The organism is Empedobacter sp. EJD.6dd, assembly GCF_057369435.1.
On record NZ_CM170667.1, the window covers coordinates 172154 to 187146 of the forward strand.

Annotated in this window: 18 protein-coding genes; 17 read left to right on the plus strand and 1 reads right to left on the minus strand. The window is 32.2% G+C overall.

Translation table 11 applies throughout. From position 1 onward, the window contains the following. Positions 1-2: 2 nt before the first annotated feature. Positions 3-746, minus strand: a complete 744-nt coding sequence (locus AC2I98_RS00805) for a DUF4290 domain-containing protein (RefSeq protein WP_486412753.1) — start codon at positions 744-746, stop codon at positions 3-5. 634 nt (positions 747-1380) lie between these two features. Here AC2I98_RS00805 and AC2I98_RS00810 point away from each other — a divergent pair. The 17 genes from AC2I98_RS00810 (at position 1381) to AC2I98_RS00890 (ending at position 14982) form a co-directional block, all read left to right on the plus strand. Next, positions 1381-1701 carry a hypothetical protein gene (locus tag AC2I98_RS00810; protein ID WP_486412754.1) on the plus strand — a complete coding sequence of 107 codons (321 nt, stop codon included), beginning with the start codon at positions 1381-1383 and terminating at the stop codon, positions 1699-1701. An 87-nt stretch (positions 1702-1788) separates the two neighbouring features. Further along, a complete protein-coding gene (locus AC2I98_RS00815; protein WP_486412755.1) occupies positions 1789-2136 on the plus strand; it encodes a hydrogenase maturation nickel metallochaperone HypA/HybF in 348 nt (115 codons plus the stop codon). Positions 2137-2157: 21 nt separating this feature from the next. Further along, on the plus strand, positions 2158-2877 hold the full coding sequence (gene hypB, locus AC2I98_RS00820; RefSeq protein WP_052217937.1) for a hydrogenase nickel incorporation protein HypB: 720 nt from the start codon (positions 2158-2160) through the stop codon (positions 2875-2877). A gap of 12 nt (positions 2878-2889) precedes the next feature. Next, positions 2890-3354 (plus strand): urease accessory protein UreE, encoded by a 465-nt coding sequence (locus AC2I98_RS00825; protein ID WP_486412756.1) that lies wholly within the window; start codon positions 2890-2892, stop codon positions 3352-3354. 3 nt (positions 3355-3357) lie between these two features. After that, on the plus strand, positions 3358-4368 hold the full coding sequence (locus AC2I98_RS00830; RefSeq protein WP_486412757.1) for an ABC transporter substrate-binding protein: 1011 nt from the start codon (positions 3358-3360) through the stop codon (positions 4366-4368). Between the two features lies 1 nt (position 4369). Further along, positions 4370-5383, plus strand: a complete 1014-nt coding sequence (locus tag AC2I98_RS00835) for a FecCD family ABC transporter permease (RefSeq protein ID WP_486412758.1) — start codon at positions 4370-4372, stop codon at positions 5381-5383. Next, on the plus strand, positions 5383-6150 hold the full coding sequence (locus AC2I98_RS00840; RefSeq protein ID WP_486412759.1) for an ABC transporter ATP-binding protein: 768 nt from the start codon (positions 5383-5385) through the stop codon (positions 6148-6150). The genes AC2I98_RS00835 and AC2I98_RS00840 overlap by 1 nt, the downstream gene beginning before the upstream one ends. Before the next feature lie 8 nt (positions 6151-6158). Beyond that, on the plus strand, positions 6159-6713 hold the full coding sequence (locus tag AC2I98_RS00845) for a GNAT family N-acetyltransferase (RefSeq protein ID WP_486412760.1): 555 nt from the start codon (positions 6159-6161) through the stop codon (positions 6711-6713). Continuing rightward, entirely contained in the window at positions 6691-9120 is a 2430-nt protein-coding gene (locus AC2I98_RS00850) for a TonB-dependent siderophore receptor (protein ID WP_486412761.1), read from the plus strand. The genes AC2I98_RS00845 and AC2I98_RS00850 overlap by 23 nt, the downstream gene beginning before the upstream one ends. A 25-nt stretch (positions 9121-9145) precedes the next feature. Beyond that, the gene (locus tag AC2I98_RS00855; RefSeq protein WP_486412762.1) at positions 9146-9928 is read left to right on the plus strand and encodes a DUF2490 domain-containing protein; all 783 of its coding nucleotides are present in this window, start codon (positions 9146-9148) and stop codon (positions 9926-9928) included. Between the two features lie 215 nt (positions 9929-10143). Next, positions 10144-10494 carry a hypothetical protein gene (locus AC2I98_RS00860; protein WP_486412763.1) on the plus strand — a complete coding sequence of 117 codons (351 nt, stop codon included), beginning with the start codon at positions 10144-10146 and terminating at the stop codon, positions 10492-10494. 147 nt (positions 10495-10641) lie between these two features. Next, positions 10642-10944, plus strand: coding sequence for an urease subunit gamma (gene ureA / locus AC2I98_RS00865; protein ID WP_486412764.1), 303 nt, complete (start codon positions 10642-10644; stop codon positions 10942-10944). A gap of 18 nt (positions 10945-10962) precedes the next feature. Further along, on the plus strand, positions 10963-11331 hold the full coding sequence (gene ureB / locus AC2I98_RS00870; protein ID WP_486412765.1) for an urease subunit beta: 369 nt from the start codon (positions 10963-10965) through the stop codon (positions 11329-11331). Between the two features lie 2 nt (positions 11332-11333). Next, complete coding sequence (gene ureC, locus AC2I98_RS00875) at positions 11334-13055, plus strand: urease subunit alpha (protein WP_486412766.1); 1722 nt, start codon at positions 11334-11336, stop codon at positions 13053-13055. An 88-nt stretch (positions 13056-13143) separates the two neighbouring features. Further along, a complete protein-coding gene (locus tag AC2I98_RS00880; protein WP_486412767.1) occupies positions 13144-13791 on the plus strand; it encodes a hypothetical protein in 648 nt (215 codons plus the stop codon). Continuing rightward, the gene (locus tag AC2I98_RS00885) at positions 13781-14284 is read left to right on the plus strand and encodes an urease accessory protein UreE (protein WP_486412768.1); all 504 of its coding nucleotides are present in this window, start codon (positions 13781-13783) and stop codon (positions 14282-14284) included. The genes AC2I98_RS00880 and AC2I98_RS00885 overlap by 11 nt, the downstream gene beginning before the upstream one ends. An 8-nt stretch (positions 14285-14292) precedes the next feature. Then, positions 14293-14982, plus strand: coding sequence for an urease accessory protein UreF (locus AC2I98_RS00890; protein WP_486412769.1), 690 nt, complete (start codon positions 14293-14295; stop codon positions 14980-14982). The last annotated feature ends 11 nt before the right edge of the window (positions 14983-14993 follow it).

Consider the following 14993-nt stretch of genomic DNA (forward strand, 5'->3'; position numbering starts at 1 on the left):
ATTTAACCTTTATTGTTTCGAACGTTTTGGTTTCGATTATTGTTATTTTGATTTTGATTATTTCGGTTATTGTTGTTAGAACGATTATTCGAATTTTGGTTATTGTTTCGATTATTGTTCTGATGATTGCGATTGTTATTTTGGTGGCTTCTGTTATTTTGATTATTGTTTGAATAATTGGTATTGTTATTATTCAAACGTTCTGGAGAAACCAAATGATCATCTACTTTTCTCAAATCAATTTTACCATCAGATAATTCGTACAAATGATTAAAAATAACTTGATCATCAACTGTGTCTTTGTTCCATAACAAATAACATTTTTTCATGTGATTGGCAATTGCAAAGTATAAACCTTCACGTTTTTCGCCTTTTTCCCATGTAACAGCAACATCTATCATTTTTCGGATGTTGTTTCCGTAATATCTGTACTTATAGATACTTTGAGGATAAGCCACTTTATTTGGTTTACTGTTTACAGTATCTTTTTTTGTTGGAATTGGATAAGGAGATTTTACATCCAAATCAAATTCTGCCATGATAAAAAGCTGATCCCAAAGTTTGTGTTGAAAATCTGGTACATCGCGCAAGTGAGGGTTTAATTCTCCCATTACTTCGATAATAATCTCAGCAAATCCATTACGTTCTGTTTCGTCAGTTATTGTTTTACAATGATTTACCATTTCTTGAATATGACGACCATATTCTGGAATAATCAATTGCGTACGAAGTGTATTATATTCCATTAAATTTTCTAATGTATTGGTTACAAATTTACAAAAATCTATCCGATTATTCGAGTAGAAATAGGATATTGATTGCTAATTTTTTATTAAATTATTATTCTTTTAAAACGGCTAAAATCAGAAGAAGATAAACCGTTGATTTTTTCTTTAATCAATTTTCCTTTAATAAAGTTTAGTATTTGTGTTGCAAAGGAAAATTAGGTAAAAACCTTTTTGATTGTCAACAAATATAGTATTTTCTTTTTATACAAAGAGATTTCGATTTTCTAGCTAAATAATTTTTAAGAATAATTGTGTTTATTTATTATAGATTTTACGAATTCAATATTTCAAGAATTAACAACTTATTATAAAGTTCGTTTTAATAATTATTAATAAAGATTTTTTTCTTTTCAAGTGTTTCACAATGAAATTTTTATTTGTGTTCTTCAAAGTAAAAACAGTTAATCATATCATAAAATTAATCATTTATCAAAAATGATTAATTTTTTAAATAAATGAATACTAATTGATTAACACTTATTTCCATTTAAAATGTCTTAAAAACGTCATTTCTTTTGTCACGTTTTTGAACATTTATACTCTATTTTGAATAATCCTTTAGGTAAAATCTTGTAGTACCTTTACACCCGAAATGAAAGCGATTAGTTACATAGCGGCTGTACTTCTTTTATTTGTTCTGTTATTTAATGTAAACAAAACAAATCATAATCGTACGTCTAAAAATGTCGAAAATCTAACTTCAAAGTTTCAGGATTCAGAGAAAGTGATATTTAGTACAATCATAGAAGAGTCTAAAACGAATGATTCTTTAATTGACGAATATATCAATGCAGATTTTAAATTTAATTTTAATCAACAAATTTCTGTCAAAATTTTCTCTAATTTATTCTCTACTTCAACAAATGAAATATGCCTGTTAAGGCATTATGTCTACGGATTACCATTTATATAGAAAAACTTCAACTTTTCTTATTTATACGACATTTCTAAACTTTTTCTTGTTTAGGAAAAGATAGTTTATACAAAAAAATAAAAAATTATGCACGAATTAAGTATTGTCCAAGACATATTTGATACGTTGAACGAGCACTATGATTCTAAGATAGAAGATATAGAAAAAGTTCAAATTACAGCTGGACTTTTGTCAAATGTTCAACCAGTTTTAATTCAAAATGCATTTGATGCATTTATAGCTGAAAATAAAAATTATAACGAAATCGAATTAGAGGTTTTGGTCAATGAAATTGTTGCGTACTGCGAAAAGTGCCAAAAGAATTTCGAAGTCAAATATCACAAATTCGTTTGCGAAGATTGTTCAACACCGTCCAGTACAATTGTCAAAGGAAATGAGCTTTTCATTTCGCAAGTTATCTTTAAAAATAAATAATCATTTAAACATATTTCAATTATGTCAACAAATACACAAAATCCAAAAAGTCTTGGGAATAGAGTAGGATCTGTTCAATGCGACAACACAACTTTACATTTATTAAAAGCGAACGATTATGTTGCAAATGCAATTCGCGAGCGTTTAAAAGATGTTTGTATTATTAATGTTTGTTCTTCTCCAGGATCTGGAAAAACAACATTGTTGCAAGAGATTGGAAAACGCTTAGGAAAAGAATTGAATATTTCTGTTTTAGTTGGAGATCCAGAAACTGAGCGTGATGCAGTTCGTATGCGCGAGGTAGGAATCAATGCATTGCAAATTGTAACTGGTGGTATGTGTCACATCGAAGCGCAAATGATTTTACAAGCGTTAGATCATATTAATTTAGATGGAACAGATTTATTATTCATCGAAAATGTAGGGAATCTTCTATGTCCATCTGCTTTTGATTTAGGTGAAGATTATCGTGTTACACTTATTGCTACAACAGAAGGTGATGATAAACCAAAAAAATATCCACGTATGTTCTTAACAAGTGAGTTGATGTTGGTTTCAAAATCAGATTTATTGCCATATGTACCTTTTTCTATCGAGGCTGTTACGAAAGATGCAAGAGAGGTTAATCCAAACTTAGAAGTACAAACAATTAGTACGTTGAATGGAGAAGGAATTGACGAATGGTGTCAATGGTTGAAAGAGAAAGTTCAGTTGAAAAAAGAAGCTGCACAACAAAAATAATACATCGAAGAAATGGAAAATCAGTTAGTAATTATAGATGATGTTCAGTCAAAATCTGAACAAGTAGAAAATGTTTCGGATCAATTAGCTATTGAATGGTTTGAGATACGAAAACAAAAAATTACGAGAAAAACAACGGCTGGTTTAACATTAGAACTTCGATTACAAACTAAAAATGAGTGGCAAAACGGTGATAGATTATTTCATGAAAACAAATTAATAGCTTCAGTATATGTCAAACCTTGTTTGTGTATTCAGTTTTCTGCATTATCTAAATCCGATGCCGCTGATTTTTGTTATTTCGTAGGGAATCGTCATTTACCTATTTATTGGAAAAATGATGGCGAAAATCAACTTCTACTTCCTTATGATGGACGAATGTTTGAGCAACTTTCTGCTCGATATCAAGACAAAATACAACTTGTCGAAGAACAATTAACCAGTGAATTTTTATTAAAAAATTTGGTAAAAAAATAAACTATGAATTGTAAAATATTTTATCGTATAACACTTCTTTTATCTCTTTTTACAGTCATTCAAAGCTGTCATTCTACTTCAGAAAACAAAGAGCAACATGCAGAAATAAAAGCTGAAGATAGTCGAGGAAAAATAGTTTCGTTACCAGAAGAAGCGAAACGAGTTATTGTACTTTTTGAACCTTCTTTGGATGAAATTTATATGCTACATGCAGAAGATAAAGTTGTTGGAATTCCACAACAAGTTTTTCAGAATGAAGGTAAGTACGAATTCTATGCAAAATTAGATGAGCGAATCAAAAATAAAACAATTGCTACGCCAACTTTTGGAGGTGGATCAAGTAATATGGAAACAATTGTTGGTTTACAGCCTGATTTAGCTATTGTTTACGAACAAAATATCGAAACAATTCAACAATTAGAAGAATTAAATATTCCTGTTTTTACAGTTTCAAGTTTAAGTCAAGATAAGATTTACAAAGAGCTGCTTGGAATGGGAATTTTATTAGGAAAAAAACAACGTGCAGAAGAAATCGTTTCTTATGTGAAAGCTGAAGCTGAAAAGTTAAAAACTCCTGTAAACGAAAAACCTAAAAAAGTGTATTATGCTTGGTCGAAAGGGCGTATTTTTTCAACATCAGGAAAAGGAACTTTGTTAGATTTAGCAATTAAATTATCGGGTGCAGAAAATGCTTGTCCGTTAGAAATGGAATCGCCTAATGTTGGTGCAGAATCTATTTACAAATGGAATCCCGATTTGATTGTTTTATGGAATTCAAGCCTCGATGAGGTTTATCAATTAGAAGAATTGGCAGCTTTACCAGCGGTAAAGTCAAAACAAGTTTTCGCGATGAATCCCGCTTTTTATTACGATCCGCATACGGTTAAGTTTTTATTGTTTTCTAAACAACTTCGCAATTGGTGTTATCCTTCTGCTTATTCGTTTGAACAATTAAATAAGGAGGTACAAAATGATATGATACAATTGTATCAAAAACAAGATTTATACAAGTAAAATGCGTGCTAAATTGAAATCTTACGGTCTACTATTGATTTTACCACTAACAGTTGTAATACTTTCTATGACAATGGGAGCAACTAATTTTGTTGGGTTTTCAGAGTTGGTTCGTTATAGTTTAACAGCAATTAGTAAGTTATTTTCAGGAGATAGTAATTTGCCTCAATCAAGTATCGAAACAATTTTGTGGCAAGTTCGTTTACCTCGTATTGTATTAACATTTATTGTAGGAGCAGCTTTGGCTTCTTCTGGAAATGTTTTGCAAGCTATTTTTAGAAATCCAATTGTAGATCCCTTTACATTAGGTATTTCTTCTGGTTCGGCTGTTGGTGCAGCTTTAGCAATGGTTGTACCCGTTTTATCTATCAATTTATCTGCATTTGTTTTTGGGGTTTGTGCTGTTTTATTAACGTATTTAATCTCTAAAACAAGCGTTAAAAGTTCGTTGATCAGTATGGTTTTATCAGGAATGATCATCTCAGGTGTTTTCACAGCTTTTCTAACATTGTTACAATACATCAGCGATCCGTATAAATTGCAGGCAATAGTGCAATGGACAATGGGAAATTTACATACCGCTTCTTGGGATAAAGTTGAAATGGCATTTTATCCAATTTTTATCGGCTTAGTAATTATCATTCTGTTACGTTGGAAATTGAATTTACTGTCTTTGGGTGACGAAGAAGCACTTGCAGTTGGTGTGAAACCTGGACTTTTGAAAGTGATTTTGATTGGTGTTGCAACTTTAATTACAGCCGCTTGTGTTGCTGCAGTTGGTGTTATTAGCTTGTTTGGATTAATTGTTCCACATATTAGCCGAATGTTTTTTGGACCCAATAACGAAAAAACAGTTTGGGCAAATATTAGTATTGGAGGGACACTTCTTTTAGTGATAGATGATTTTTCGAGAACGGTGATGCCTTTCGAAATACCAGTAGGTGTTTTTACAATGTTAATTGGCGCGCCAATTTTTATTTATTTGATGAGAAAAAATGCAGCAAATTGGAACTAATGAAAGCAATTGTTAACATACAAAATTTGTCGTTTACGTATGGAAAAGACAAAATTCTGAACGATGTAAATGTCAATTTTTCTGAAGCAAAATTATCTGTCGTAATGGGTAAAAATGGAAGCGGAAAATCGACGTTGTTTAATATCATCGCAGGTTTGGAGAAGAAATACGACGGAAATGTTTTCATTGGAAATGAAGAACGCAAAAAGATAAAAGTTGGAGCGTCTTTGCTTCGTTTAGGTTTTATGACTCAATTTCATCAAACAACTTTTCCATTCAAGGTTTTTGATGTTGTGATGACTGGTCGCGCTTCTTTTTCAAGATTTTCTCCAAAGAATGAAGATTTCAAAATTGTCGAAGAAATGTTAACGAAGTTTAATTTGTGGCATTTAAAAGACAAAGCGTACACTTCTCTTTCTGGTGGCGAAAGACAATTGGTGTTGTTGTGTCGTGTTTTGGTACAAAATCCTGATGTTTTGATGTTAGACGAACCAACTAATCACTTGGATTTACATTATCAAGTATTGGTTTTGGAAACGTTGCAAGAACTTGTTAAACAAGGAAAAACAGTGCTGTGTGTAATGCACGATCCTAATTTAGCATTTATGTATGGCGATCAATTTTATATGATGAAAAATCATCAGTTGGTTGATTTAGAAAGTTATAATCAAGAAGAAATTAAAAATATTCTGCAAGAAACCTATCAGTTGCCTTTGTTGAGTTTAACACATCAAGGAAAGCAATTGTTTGTACCACAATTAAAATAAAAACTACAATGAAAAATATAATTATTACACCTGTTGAAATTCATCATGTTGAGGAGATATTACCTTATGTAATCGAGTTTAGACGAGAATTATTCCCAACATTGGATCCAAGAATTGTTCCGAAAGATTTATTGCATTTTGTTTCAAATTACATCGAAAACGAAACTGGAATTTTTCTTCAGGCGCGTGATGAAAACAATAAAATTATTGGTGTTATTGGTATGATGCCTTTCGATTATCGTTTTCCTCATCTTTCTGTTGGAAAAGAAAAAACAGTGGAGGTTGCTCGTTTGTTTGTGGAGCCCGATTATCGCAGATTTGGATTAGGAACAAAATTATTTCAGGAATTAGAAAAGCAAGCTTATCACAAGAATATTCATCGTCTTTATTTACATACTCACCCAAGTTTGACAGGTGCTTATGAATTCTGGTTGAGACAAGGTTTTGATTTAATGCTTTTCTGTAACGAATCTAACTTCCCTACATATCACATGCAAAAAGAGATCGGAAATCTTGAATTAAAAAATAATATTTCTCAAAATGAAAAAGTCTTTCATGTATAAAATTATAACAGTAAGCTTTTTGATATTTCTTGGAATTACCGGAAATGCACAGCAAGTAAAAATAATTTTCGGTAAAGTTCTTAATCAGGAAGATCAACCAATTTCGAATGCTATTGTTTCAATCGAAAATGAATCATATACAATAGAAACAACTGAAAATGGAGAATTTAAGTTTGATAAAGAATATCCACTTCCATTAACAATTTCGATTATGGCTGATGGATTAAATTCGACAGATTTTGTTATTACAAAACAAAATTGGAACGAACAAACTGGTCTTAAAATCTATTTATCAAAAGAATCGACTCAATTAGGAGAAGTATTAATTAGTTCAGATAAAAAGAATTCATATTATCAACATACACTAAATTTTGATGGTAAATTGAATGGGAATTTAAAAGATTTACCACAAACAATTAGTATTGCCAATCGCCAATTGATGGACGATAAACAAGCGTTTAAAGTTTCGGATATGGTACATGATTTATCAGGAGTTAATCAGGCATCTTCTTACGATGATTATACATTGAGAGGTTTCAGTAGTGGCTATGGAAACGGCTTGCGTTTGGTAAATGGTTTACGTTCTGGTTTTGGATATGGTACAAGTTATTTTAATTCGCCATTAACGATTAATTTGGAACGAATTGAGGTTTTGAAAGGTTCGGGAGGAACTTTATTTGGTGATATTGCGCCAGGAGGAACAATCAATTTAGTTACCAAGAAACCACTTGAAGATTTTAAAGGAGCTGTCAGTTTTTCATCAGGGAGTTTTGAAACGTTGCGTACAACATTAGATATTGGTGGACCATTAAGTACTAATTTATTTTATAGATTGAATGCGGGCTATCAAACAAGTAAAACGTTTAGAAAAAATAATAATCAACAAATTATTTCTGTTGCACCATCTTTTACTTTCAAACCTCGCAAAGGAACACAAATTGATGTGGATTTGACGTATGATAATTTTGATGGTTATTTGGATCGCGGAATGGGTATAAAACAAACAGATTTATATGCCATTAATCGTTCTTTTACATTGTCTCAACCGTCAGATTTTTTCAAAACAGAAACATTTGCATTTCGAACAAAATTGACACAAACTATTTTAGATAATTTATCATTAACTTTAAATTATTCGAAATCTATTTATAAAGAAAAATTAAATGAGCACAGAACCTTAAATAGTTTTGCTGATGCGCCTTACAATACAATTGTAAACATGCGTTTCCTTTCTCGTGAAGCAACTGATTATACAGATAATGCTGTTGCTTTTTTGAATTATAAATTGCAAAAAGGACAAGTAAAACAAAATATTATTTTTGGAGTTGATTACGCACAATACAAACCTGATGCAGATAATCAGCAAAAAGAAGCGAGAAGTAAAGAAGTAAACGGAGAAATTGTTCCATTGACATTTGATTTGAACAATCCGATTTACGAAACAAAAGATTTATCTTCTTACAAATGGTTAAAACAAGCGTCTTTCCCATTCTTAAGTTCTTACAAAACAACAGGTGTTTATGTACAAGATCAAGTGAAATTTAACCGATTAGAAATGTTATTTGGTTTACGTTACGAGCATTATACATCAGAAAGTGCAGATCCAAAAACGCCTTATTCAGCGACTCAAAATACTTGGTTACCTCGTGTTGGATTAACGTATAAAGTGACACCTACGATTAACTACTTCGCAAATTATTCGCAAGGTTATGTGCCAATTGCAGCAGACTATGTAGCGAATTATAAAAACTATGGTGCGGATAAACCATTTAAATCAGAAAAAAGTTTTCAAGTTGAGACAGGTTTTAAAACAGAATTCTTCAAGAAAAAATTACAGCTTGATTTAGCGCTTTATCAAATAGAACGAAATGATATGATGGTTCCGATAGGACAATTGAGTGATGTAGGTTTCCCTGTTTACCGTCAATCGGGTAAAGTTTCTTCGAAAGGAGTTGAACTTGATTTACGTGGTCAATTGCATCGTAATCTACAAATGAGTTTGAATTATACGTACACAGATACAGAAGTTAAATCGTCTTCTGTAGCATCGGAAGTAGGTATGCCTTTGGCAAATGCACCGAAAAATATGGCGAATGTATGGTTAAAATATTCAGTTTTACATGATACGTTCAAAGGTTTAGGATTTGGGCTTGGCGCTTCTTATGTAAGTGAAAGACGTATGGAAAATTCTGTAGGAAAAGATGCACAAGGAAATGCGAAGTGGGGATTTTTACCAGATTATACAGTTGTAAATGCGGCGATTTACTATGATTTGAATCCGTTAAAAATTGCTGTTCAGTTTAATAATATTTTCGATAAATATTATTTCCAAGGCGGAATTGATTACACACGTGTTTTCCCAGGTTCACCAAGTAATATGATGGCGACATTAAGCTATTCATTCTAATATTAAAAATAACAAAACAAGATAAATGATTTCAATTTCACGCAAAATAAGTATAGTTGCTGCTTTTTTATTTACACTTACAAATAGCTTTGGGCAGCTGAGTCCTCCAGGTTTAGGAAAAGCTAAAACGGCTTCTTGGGCAGCTTTCGGAGTGCAACACAAATTAGATTCTACAGGGAATAAATATGGAGTTGCATATGTTGGAATGGGGCGTAAAAGTTCGCCAGATAATTATAATCCAGTTGATAAACCAGCTATTTGGGTATTAAATTATGAGGTTTACAATAAATTCAAACCAAATCAACAATATAGTTATGCGGTAAGTTATCGTCGTCAAAATGAATTTGATTCTGAAGCGCCTTATCACAAAGAAGGAATAGAGCAGGAATTTAGAGTTTATGGGCGTTATGCTTATACAGTAAACTTTGGAAAGTTTAAATGGAAGAATACGATTAGACAGGAATTTAGAAAATTCTTTGATGCAGATTTCAATAAAGTTGATGAAAATTTTCAATTAAGAACTCGAGTTAAGTCACAATTAACGTATCCACTTTCAGAAAAGAACAAGCAATCTTTAGCATTAAGTGCTGAAGGATTATTTGCGACAAGTTATATGAACGATGTTGACAAACATTGGACAAAGTATGCGTACAAAGAAACACGTTTGGGGCTTTATTATATGTTCCAAATTCCAAATTCTCCATTAACGATGGATATTGGTTATGTTAACAATTTGATTAGAAACTATTCAGAAGCAAAATCGGGTGTGCATTATGTTGCAGTTGATTTGGTTTGGAAACTTCCGTAGGAATTAAATAATTGATTATTATTAAAATAAGAGTTTTTTTAACAATAATTAAACGTCTGAAAAACAGTTAAATAAAGATGTTTGTGTGAAAGTTGAATCTTGTTGAAAAAGATTTTAGAATAGTACAAAAAAAGTAAATTGTCACGTTTTTGAATATTTATCGGATTATTTAAGTAATAAAGGTCTAGACTAAAAATTCTAAATTTACATCAGAAATGAAAAAGGTATTTTCTATATTATTTATAACATTATTTATTACTGCGGTAATAAGTATATCGAAGATTTCTCATTCGAGAAATTATATCGATGTTAATAGAGAACACCCAGAACAAATAGATTGTGGAACTAAACTTAATGTTCAGTTTGATAACTTCAATTTATTATCAGCTGATGAAAGTAAAAACGAATTAGAAGCTTTTACGTTTGACTATGATTTATTTGTTACGTTTTTGACGACTTATTTTCATCAAAAACTATCGCAAACATCTTTACAAATTGTACCCATACAAATTGGTAATTACTTACCAAAGTACATCTTATTTCATTCCTTGCAGATAGATTATTAATCTTTTCTACTACAATTTATATCTAAAATCTGAAACGCTTTTTTATTAAAAGCGGCAATAATTATTGTTTGTAATTATAACAAAAAATGAACATCCATTTAGGTTTGGATGGACTAAACATATATCTAATTTTTAAAAAATAAAAAAATGCATTTAACACCGCGCGAGTTAGAGAAGCTAATGCTACACACTGTTGGTGAGCTTGCTTTAAAAAGAAAGGCTAGAGGAGTAAAATTAAATTACCCAGAATCTATTGCACTTATCAGCCATTTCATTTTGGAAGGTGCAAGAGATGGAAAACGAGTTGCAGAATTGATGCAAGAAGGTGCGAACATCTTAACTGTGGATGACGTAATGCCAGGAGTTGCAGAAATGATACACGATGTACAAGTAGAAGCTACTTTTCCTGACGGAACAAAATTGGTAACAGTTCACAATCCTATTCGTTAATCCCTAAAAAAAAGAAAAATGATACCAGGAGAAATTTTTGTAAAAGAAGGAACAATCGTTTGTAACGAAGGTAGAAATACAGTAAAAATTAATGTAATTAATACAGGTGATAGACCAATTCAAGTTGGGTCACATTTCCACTTTTTCGAAGTAAATAAAGCGATGCTTTTTGATCGTGAGATTGCTTTCGGGAAAAGATTAAACATTATTTCAAGTACAGCTATTCGTTTTGAGCCAGGAGAAGAAAAAGAAGTTGAATTAGTAGAAATCGCTGGAGATAAAAAAATGTACGGATTCAGCAATCTTGTTCAAGGTTCTGTTGACTCGGAAGAGCAAAAACAAAAAGCATTAGAAAATATGAAATCTCAAAATTTTAAAAGTCTTTAAAAATGAGTTTACAAGTAGATAGAAAACAATACGCAAATATTTTAGGACCTACAACGGGAGATAAAGTTCGTTTAGGAGATACAAATCTTATCATCGAAATCGAAGACGATTTTGGGCATTATGGTGATGAGTCAATTTTTGGAGGAGGAAAAACTGTACGTGATGGTATGGGACAAAACTCTACAAAATTACGTGCTGAAGGTGTATTAGACCTTTGTATAACACGTGCAATTATTATTGACCACTGGGGAATTGTAAAAGCAGATATCGGGATCAAAGATGGTAAAATTGTAGGAATTGGTAAAGCTGGTAACCCAGATACAATGGACGACGTTACTGAAGGAATGATTATCGGTGCTTCTACAGAAGTACACAATGGTGCTGGAATGATTGTAACTGCGGGTGGTATCGATACGCACATTCACTACATTTCTCCACAACAAATTAATACTTCTTTATTCAGTGGTATTACAACAATGATTGGTGGTGGTACAGGTCCTAACGATGGTTCTAATGCAACAACAGTTACACCAGGTAAATTTAATATTCAAAAAATGATGGAAGCGACTGAGTCTTTTCCAATGAACTTTGGATTTTTTGGTAAAGGAAACTGCGCAACAGTTGAGCCAATTGAAGAACAAATTGAAGCTGGAGCTTTAGGAGTAAAAATTCATGAAGACTGGGGAGCAACTCCATCTACAATTGACGCTGCTTTAAGAGTTGCTGATAAATATGATGTACAAGTTGCTATTCACACAGATACATTAAATGAAGGTGGTTTCTTAGAAGATACAATGGAGGCGATCAACGGTCGTGTAATCCATACTTTCCATACAGAAGGAGCTGGTGGAGGTCACGCGCCAGATATTATCAAATCTGCAATGTATCCAAATGTATTGCCAGCTTCTACAAACCCAACACGTCCATATACAGTGAACACAATTGATGAGCACTTGGATATGTTAATGGTTTGTCACCACTTAAGTAAAAATATCCCAGAAGATGTAGCATTTGCTGATTCTCGTATTCGTCCAGAAACTATTGCTGCAGAAGACATTTTACATGATATGGGAGTTTTCAGTATCATGAGTTCAGATTCACAAGCAATGGGACGTCCAGGTGAGGTAATTTCAAGAACTTGGCAAACGGCAAGTAAAATGAAAGATCAACGTGGAGAAATCGCAGAAGACAAAGGTCATGACAACGATAACTTCCGTGCAAAACGTTATATTTCTAAATATACAATCAACCCTGCAATTGCTCATGGTATTTCTGAATATGTAGGGTCTGTTGAAGTTGGTAAAATTGCCGATTTAGTAATCTGGAAACCTGCAATGTTTGGTGTTAAACCAGAAATGATCTTAAAAGGAGGATTTATCGCAGGTAGTAAAATGGGTGATCCAAACGGATCTATTCCAACTCCGCAACCAGTTATTTACAGAAATATGTTTGGTTCTTTTGGTAAGGCTGTTCAAAAAACAAATATCACATTTGTTTCTCAAGCTTCTATCGATAATGGAACAATTGCAAATTACAACTTAAACAGAATTTTCTTACCTGTTAAAAACTGTAGAAATATTGGTAAAAAAGATTTGATTCACAACGATAAAACACCACAAATCGATGTGAATGCAGAAAACTATAAAGTATACGTAGACGGTGAATATATTACGTGCGAACCATCGGAAACTGTTCCGTTAGCACAATTATACCACTTGTTCTAAATCTTAGTTATAAAAAGGGCTCGGAATAATTCTGAGCCTTTTCAAAAAGAATTTAATGAAATATTAATTCAGGTTTTTAAAGTAAAAAATGATAAACTTTAATAAAATAGTTTTTTCCATCTCAGTAGTCGGAATGTCGATGTTATCAGGAAGTATGAACGCACAAATATTGGGTGGAACAAGACTAAAAAGTGATGAAGACGGACCAAAAGGACAATTTATGGTATACGGTTCATTGGATTATTCTAAAATAACAACTCCTACAAACAGTAGCAGTACAGTTTCTAGTGCACCAATTGGATTGGGATATTTTATCAACAATAATGATCTTATTGGGGTAAATTATGCGTATACGCAAAATGTTGTCGACCATAATGTTGTAAACAAATTAAATGAAGCTGGAATATGGTATAGTCCGTCATTATCGCTTGGTAAATACTTCTTGTTAATTGCACAGTTTGACGCACATTATGTGTGGGGACAACAACTTGCAACAGCTTCTACATCAATGGAAGATTTTAACGGATTTCGTTTACGCGCTTACCCAATGATTGGTGTAGTTGTAGGCGGAGGTTGGGGATTGAAATTCAAATTTGCAGAACTTTCAATGTTACAAACCAAAGCAAAAGAAGGATGGACAAAAAGCCATGTGGCAGGAATCAGCGGTTCTACGTTTGGAGTAGGAATTTCTAAGAATTTTGATTTTAGCAAAAAATCAAAACAAGATGATAATTAACGAAAGAATTGGAAATATCGCTCAAAATCCGACAATAAAGTCGATTGATTATGTTGATTTCGATTGGTACGAAACGTCCAAAAGAATTCAACGTAAGAGAACAAGAGCAGGAAAAGATGTTGCCATTAAGTTTCTGAAAGATAAACAACGATTGCATGATGGTGATATCCTTTTTATGGATGATGAAAGTGCAATTGTTGTTAATGTCTTAGAAACAAAAACAATTGTTCTTTCTCCTCAATCTATGCTCGAAACGAGTGCAATTTGCCATGAAATAGGGAATAAACATATGCCACTTTATAGTCAAAATGATTTATTGCTTATGCCTTTCGAATTAACGATTTTCCGTTGGTTAGAATCGGCAGGTTATCAACCAGAAATTCAAGAACTAAAACTCCTGCATTTACTAAATGCAAATGTAGATCATCATCGCGATAATAAAGTAGGAGGTTCATTGTCTACAAAAGATCTGAAAATAAAATTATCTAAATAAGATAAATAATGAAACAAGAATTTTTAGCAAGTTTATTACATATATCTGATCCTACTTTACCGATTGGTGCTTATACACACTCAAACGGATTAGAAACATATATTCAGAATGGAATTGTCAATAACAAGCAAACAGCACAAGAGTTTGTAGAAAATATGATGAAATATAATCTGAAATATAATGATGGTGCTTTTGTAAAATTAGCTTACGAAGCTACTCAAAATTCGGATTTGAATGAAATTCTGAAATTAGACGAAGAGTGTTCTGCTCTTAAAGCGCCAAAAGAAATTAGACAAGCAAGTCAGAAATTAGGTTTGCGACTTATCAAAATTTTTAAGCGTCGTGTAGCGTCTGAATTTGTAGAAGAATATGAGCGCAGAATAAAACAAAATGAAGCGTATTCTAATTATGCAATAGTTTTCGGAATTTACACAAGTTTATTGCAAATTCCACTATACGAAGCATTATTTGCTTTTTATTACACTTCGGCTTCAGGTATTGTTACAAATGCAGTAAAATTGGTTCCTTTGGGGCAATTGGACGGACAAGATTTAATGTTCGATTTGTACGAAACAATAGCTCAAACAGCACAAGAAACAATAGAATTAGATAGAGAATATGTTGGGTTGTGTAACACATCTTTTGATATTAGATGTATGCAACACGAACGTTTATACTCTCGTCTATACATGTCATAAATTTTAAACAC

What these genes read in the sequence shown, in the direction of transcription:
- AC2I98_RS00890 (WP_486412769.1), top strand. Translation starts at nt 14,293, where the DNA reads ATGAAACAAGAATTTTTAGCAAGTTTATTACATATATCTGATCCTACT.
- AC2I98_RS00810 (WP_486412754.1), top strand. Translation starts at nt 1,381, where the DNA reads ATGAAAGCGATTAGTTACATAGCGGCTGTACTTCTTTTATTTGTTCTG.
- AC2I98_RS00885 (WP_486412768.1), top strand. Translation starts at nt 13,781, where the DNA reads ATGATAATTAACGAAAGAATTGGAAATATCGCTCAAAATCCGACAATA.
- ureC (WP_486412766.1), top strand. Translation starts at nt 11,334, where the DNA reads ATGAGTTTACAAGTAGATAGAAAACAATACGCAAATATTTTAGGACCT.
- ureB (WP_486412765.1), top strand. Translation starts at nt 10,963, where the DNA reads ATGATACCAGGAGAAATTTTTGTAAAAGAAGGAACAATCGTTTGTAAC.
- AC2I98_RS00850 (WP_486412761.1), top strand. Translation starts at nt 6,691, where the DNA reads ATGAAAAAGTCTTTCATGTATAAAATTATAACAGTAAGCTTTTTGATA.
- AC2I98_RS00880 (WP_486412767.1), top strand. Translation starts at nt 13,144, where the DNA reads ATGATAAACTTTAATAAAATAGTTTTTTCCATCTCAGTAGTCGGAATG.
- AC2I98_RS00830 (WP_486412757.1), top strand. Translation starts at nt 3,358, where the DNA reads ATGAATTGTAAAATATTTTATCGTATAACACTTCTTTTATCTCTTTTT.
- AC2I98_RS00845 (WP_486412760.1), top strand. Translation starts at nt 6,159, where the DNA reads ATGAAAAATATAATTATTACACCTGTTGAAATTCATCATGTTGAGGAG.
- AC2I98_RS00835 (WP_486412758.1), top strand. Translation starts at nt 4,370, where the DNA reads ATGCGTGCTAAATTGAAATCTTACGGTCTACTATTGATTTTACCACTA.
- AC2I98_RS00825 (WP_486412756.1), top strand. Translation starts at nt 2,890, where the DNA reads ATGGAAAATCAGTTAGTAATTATAGATGATGTTCAGTCAAAATCTGAA.
- ureA (WP_486412764.1), top strand. Translation starts at nt 10,642, where the DNA reads ATGCATTTAACACCGCGCGAGTTAGAGAAGCTAATGCTACACACTGTT.
- hypB (WP_052217937.1), top strand. Translation starts at nt 2,158, where the DNA reads ATGTCAACAAATACACAAAATCCAAAAAGTCTTGGGAATAGAGTAGGA.
- AC2I98_RS00840 (WP_486412759.1), top strand. Translation starts at nt 5,383, where the DNA reads ATGAAAGCAATTGTTAACATACAAAATTTGTCGTTTACGTATGGAAAA.
- AC2I98_RS00815 (WP_486412755.1), top strand. Translation starts at nt 1,789, where the DNA reads ATGCACGAATTAAGTATTGTCCAAGACATATTTGATACGTTGAACGAG.
- AC2I98_RS00855 (WP_486412762.1), top strand. Translation starts at nt 9,146, where the DNA reads ATGATTTCAATTTCACGCAAAATAAGTATAGTTGCTGCTTTTTTATTT.
- AC2I98_RS00860 (WP_486412763.1), top strand. Translation starts at nt 10,144, where the DNA reads ATGAAAAAGGTATTTTCTATATTATTTATAACATTATTTATTACTGCG.
- AC2I98_RS00805 (WP_486412753.1), bottom strand. Translation starts at nt 746, where the DNA reads ATGGAATATAATACACTTCGTACGCAATTGATTATTCCAGAATATGGT.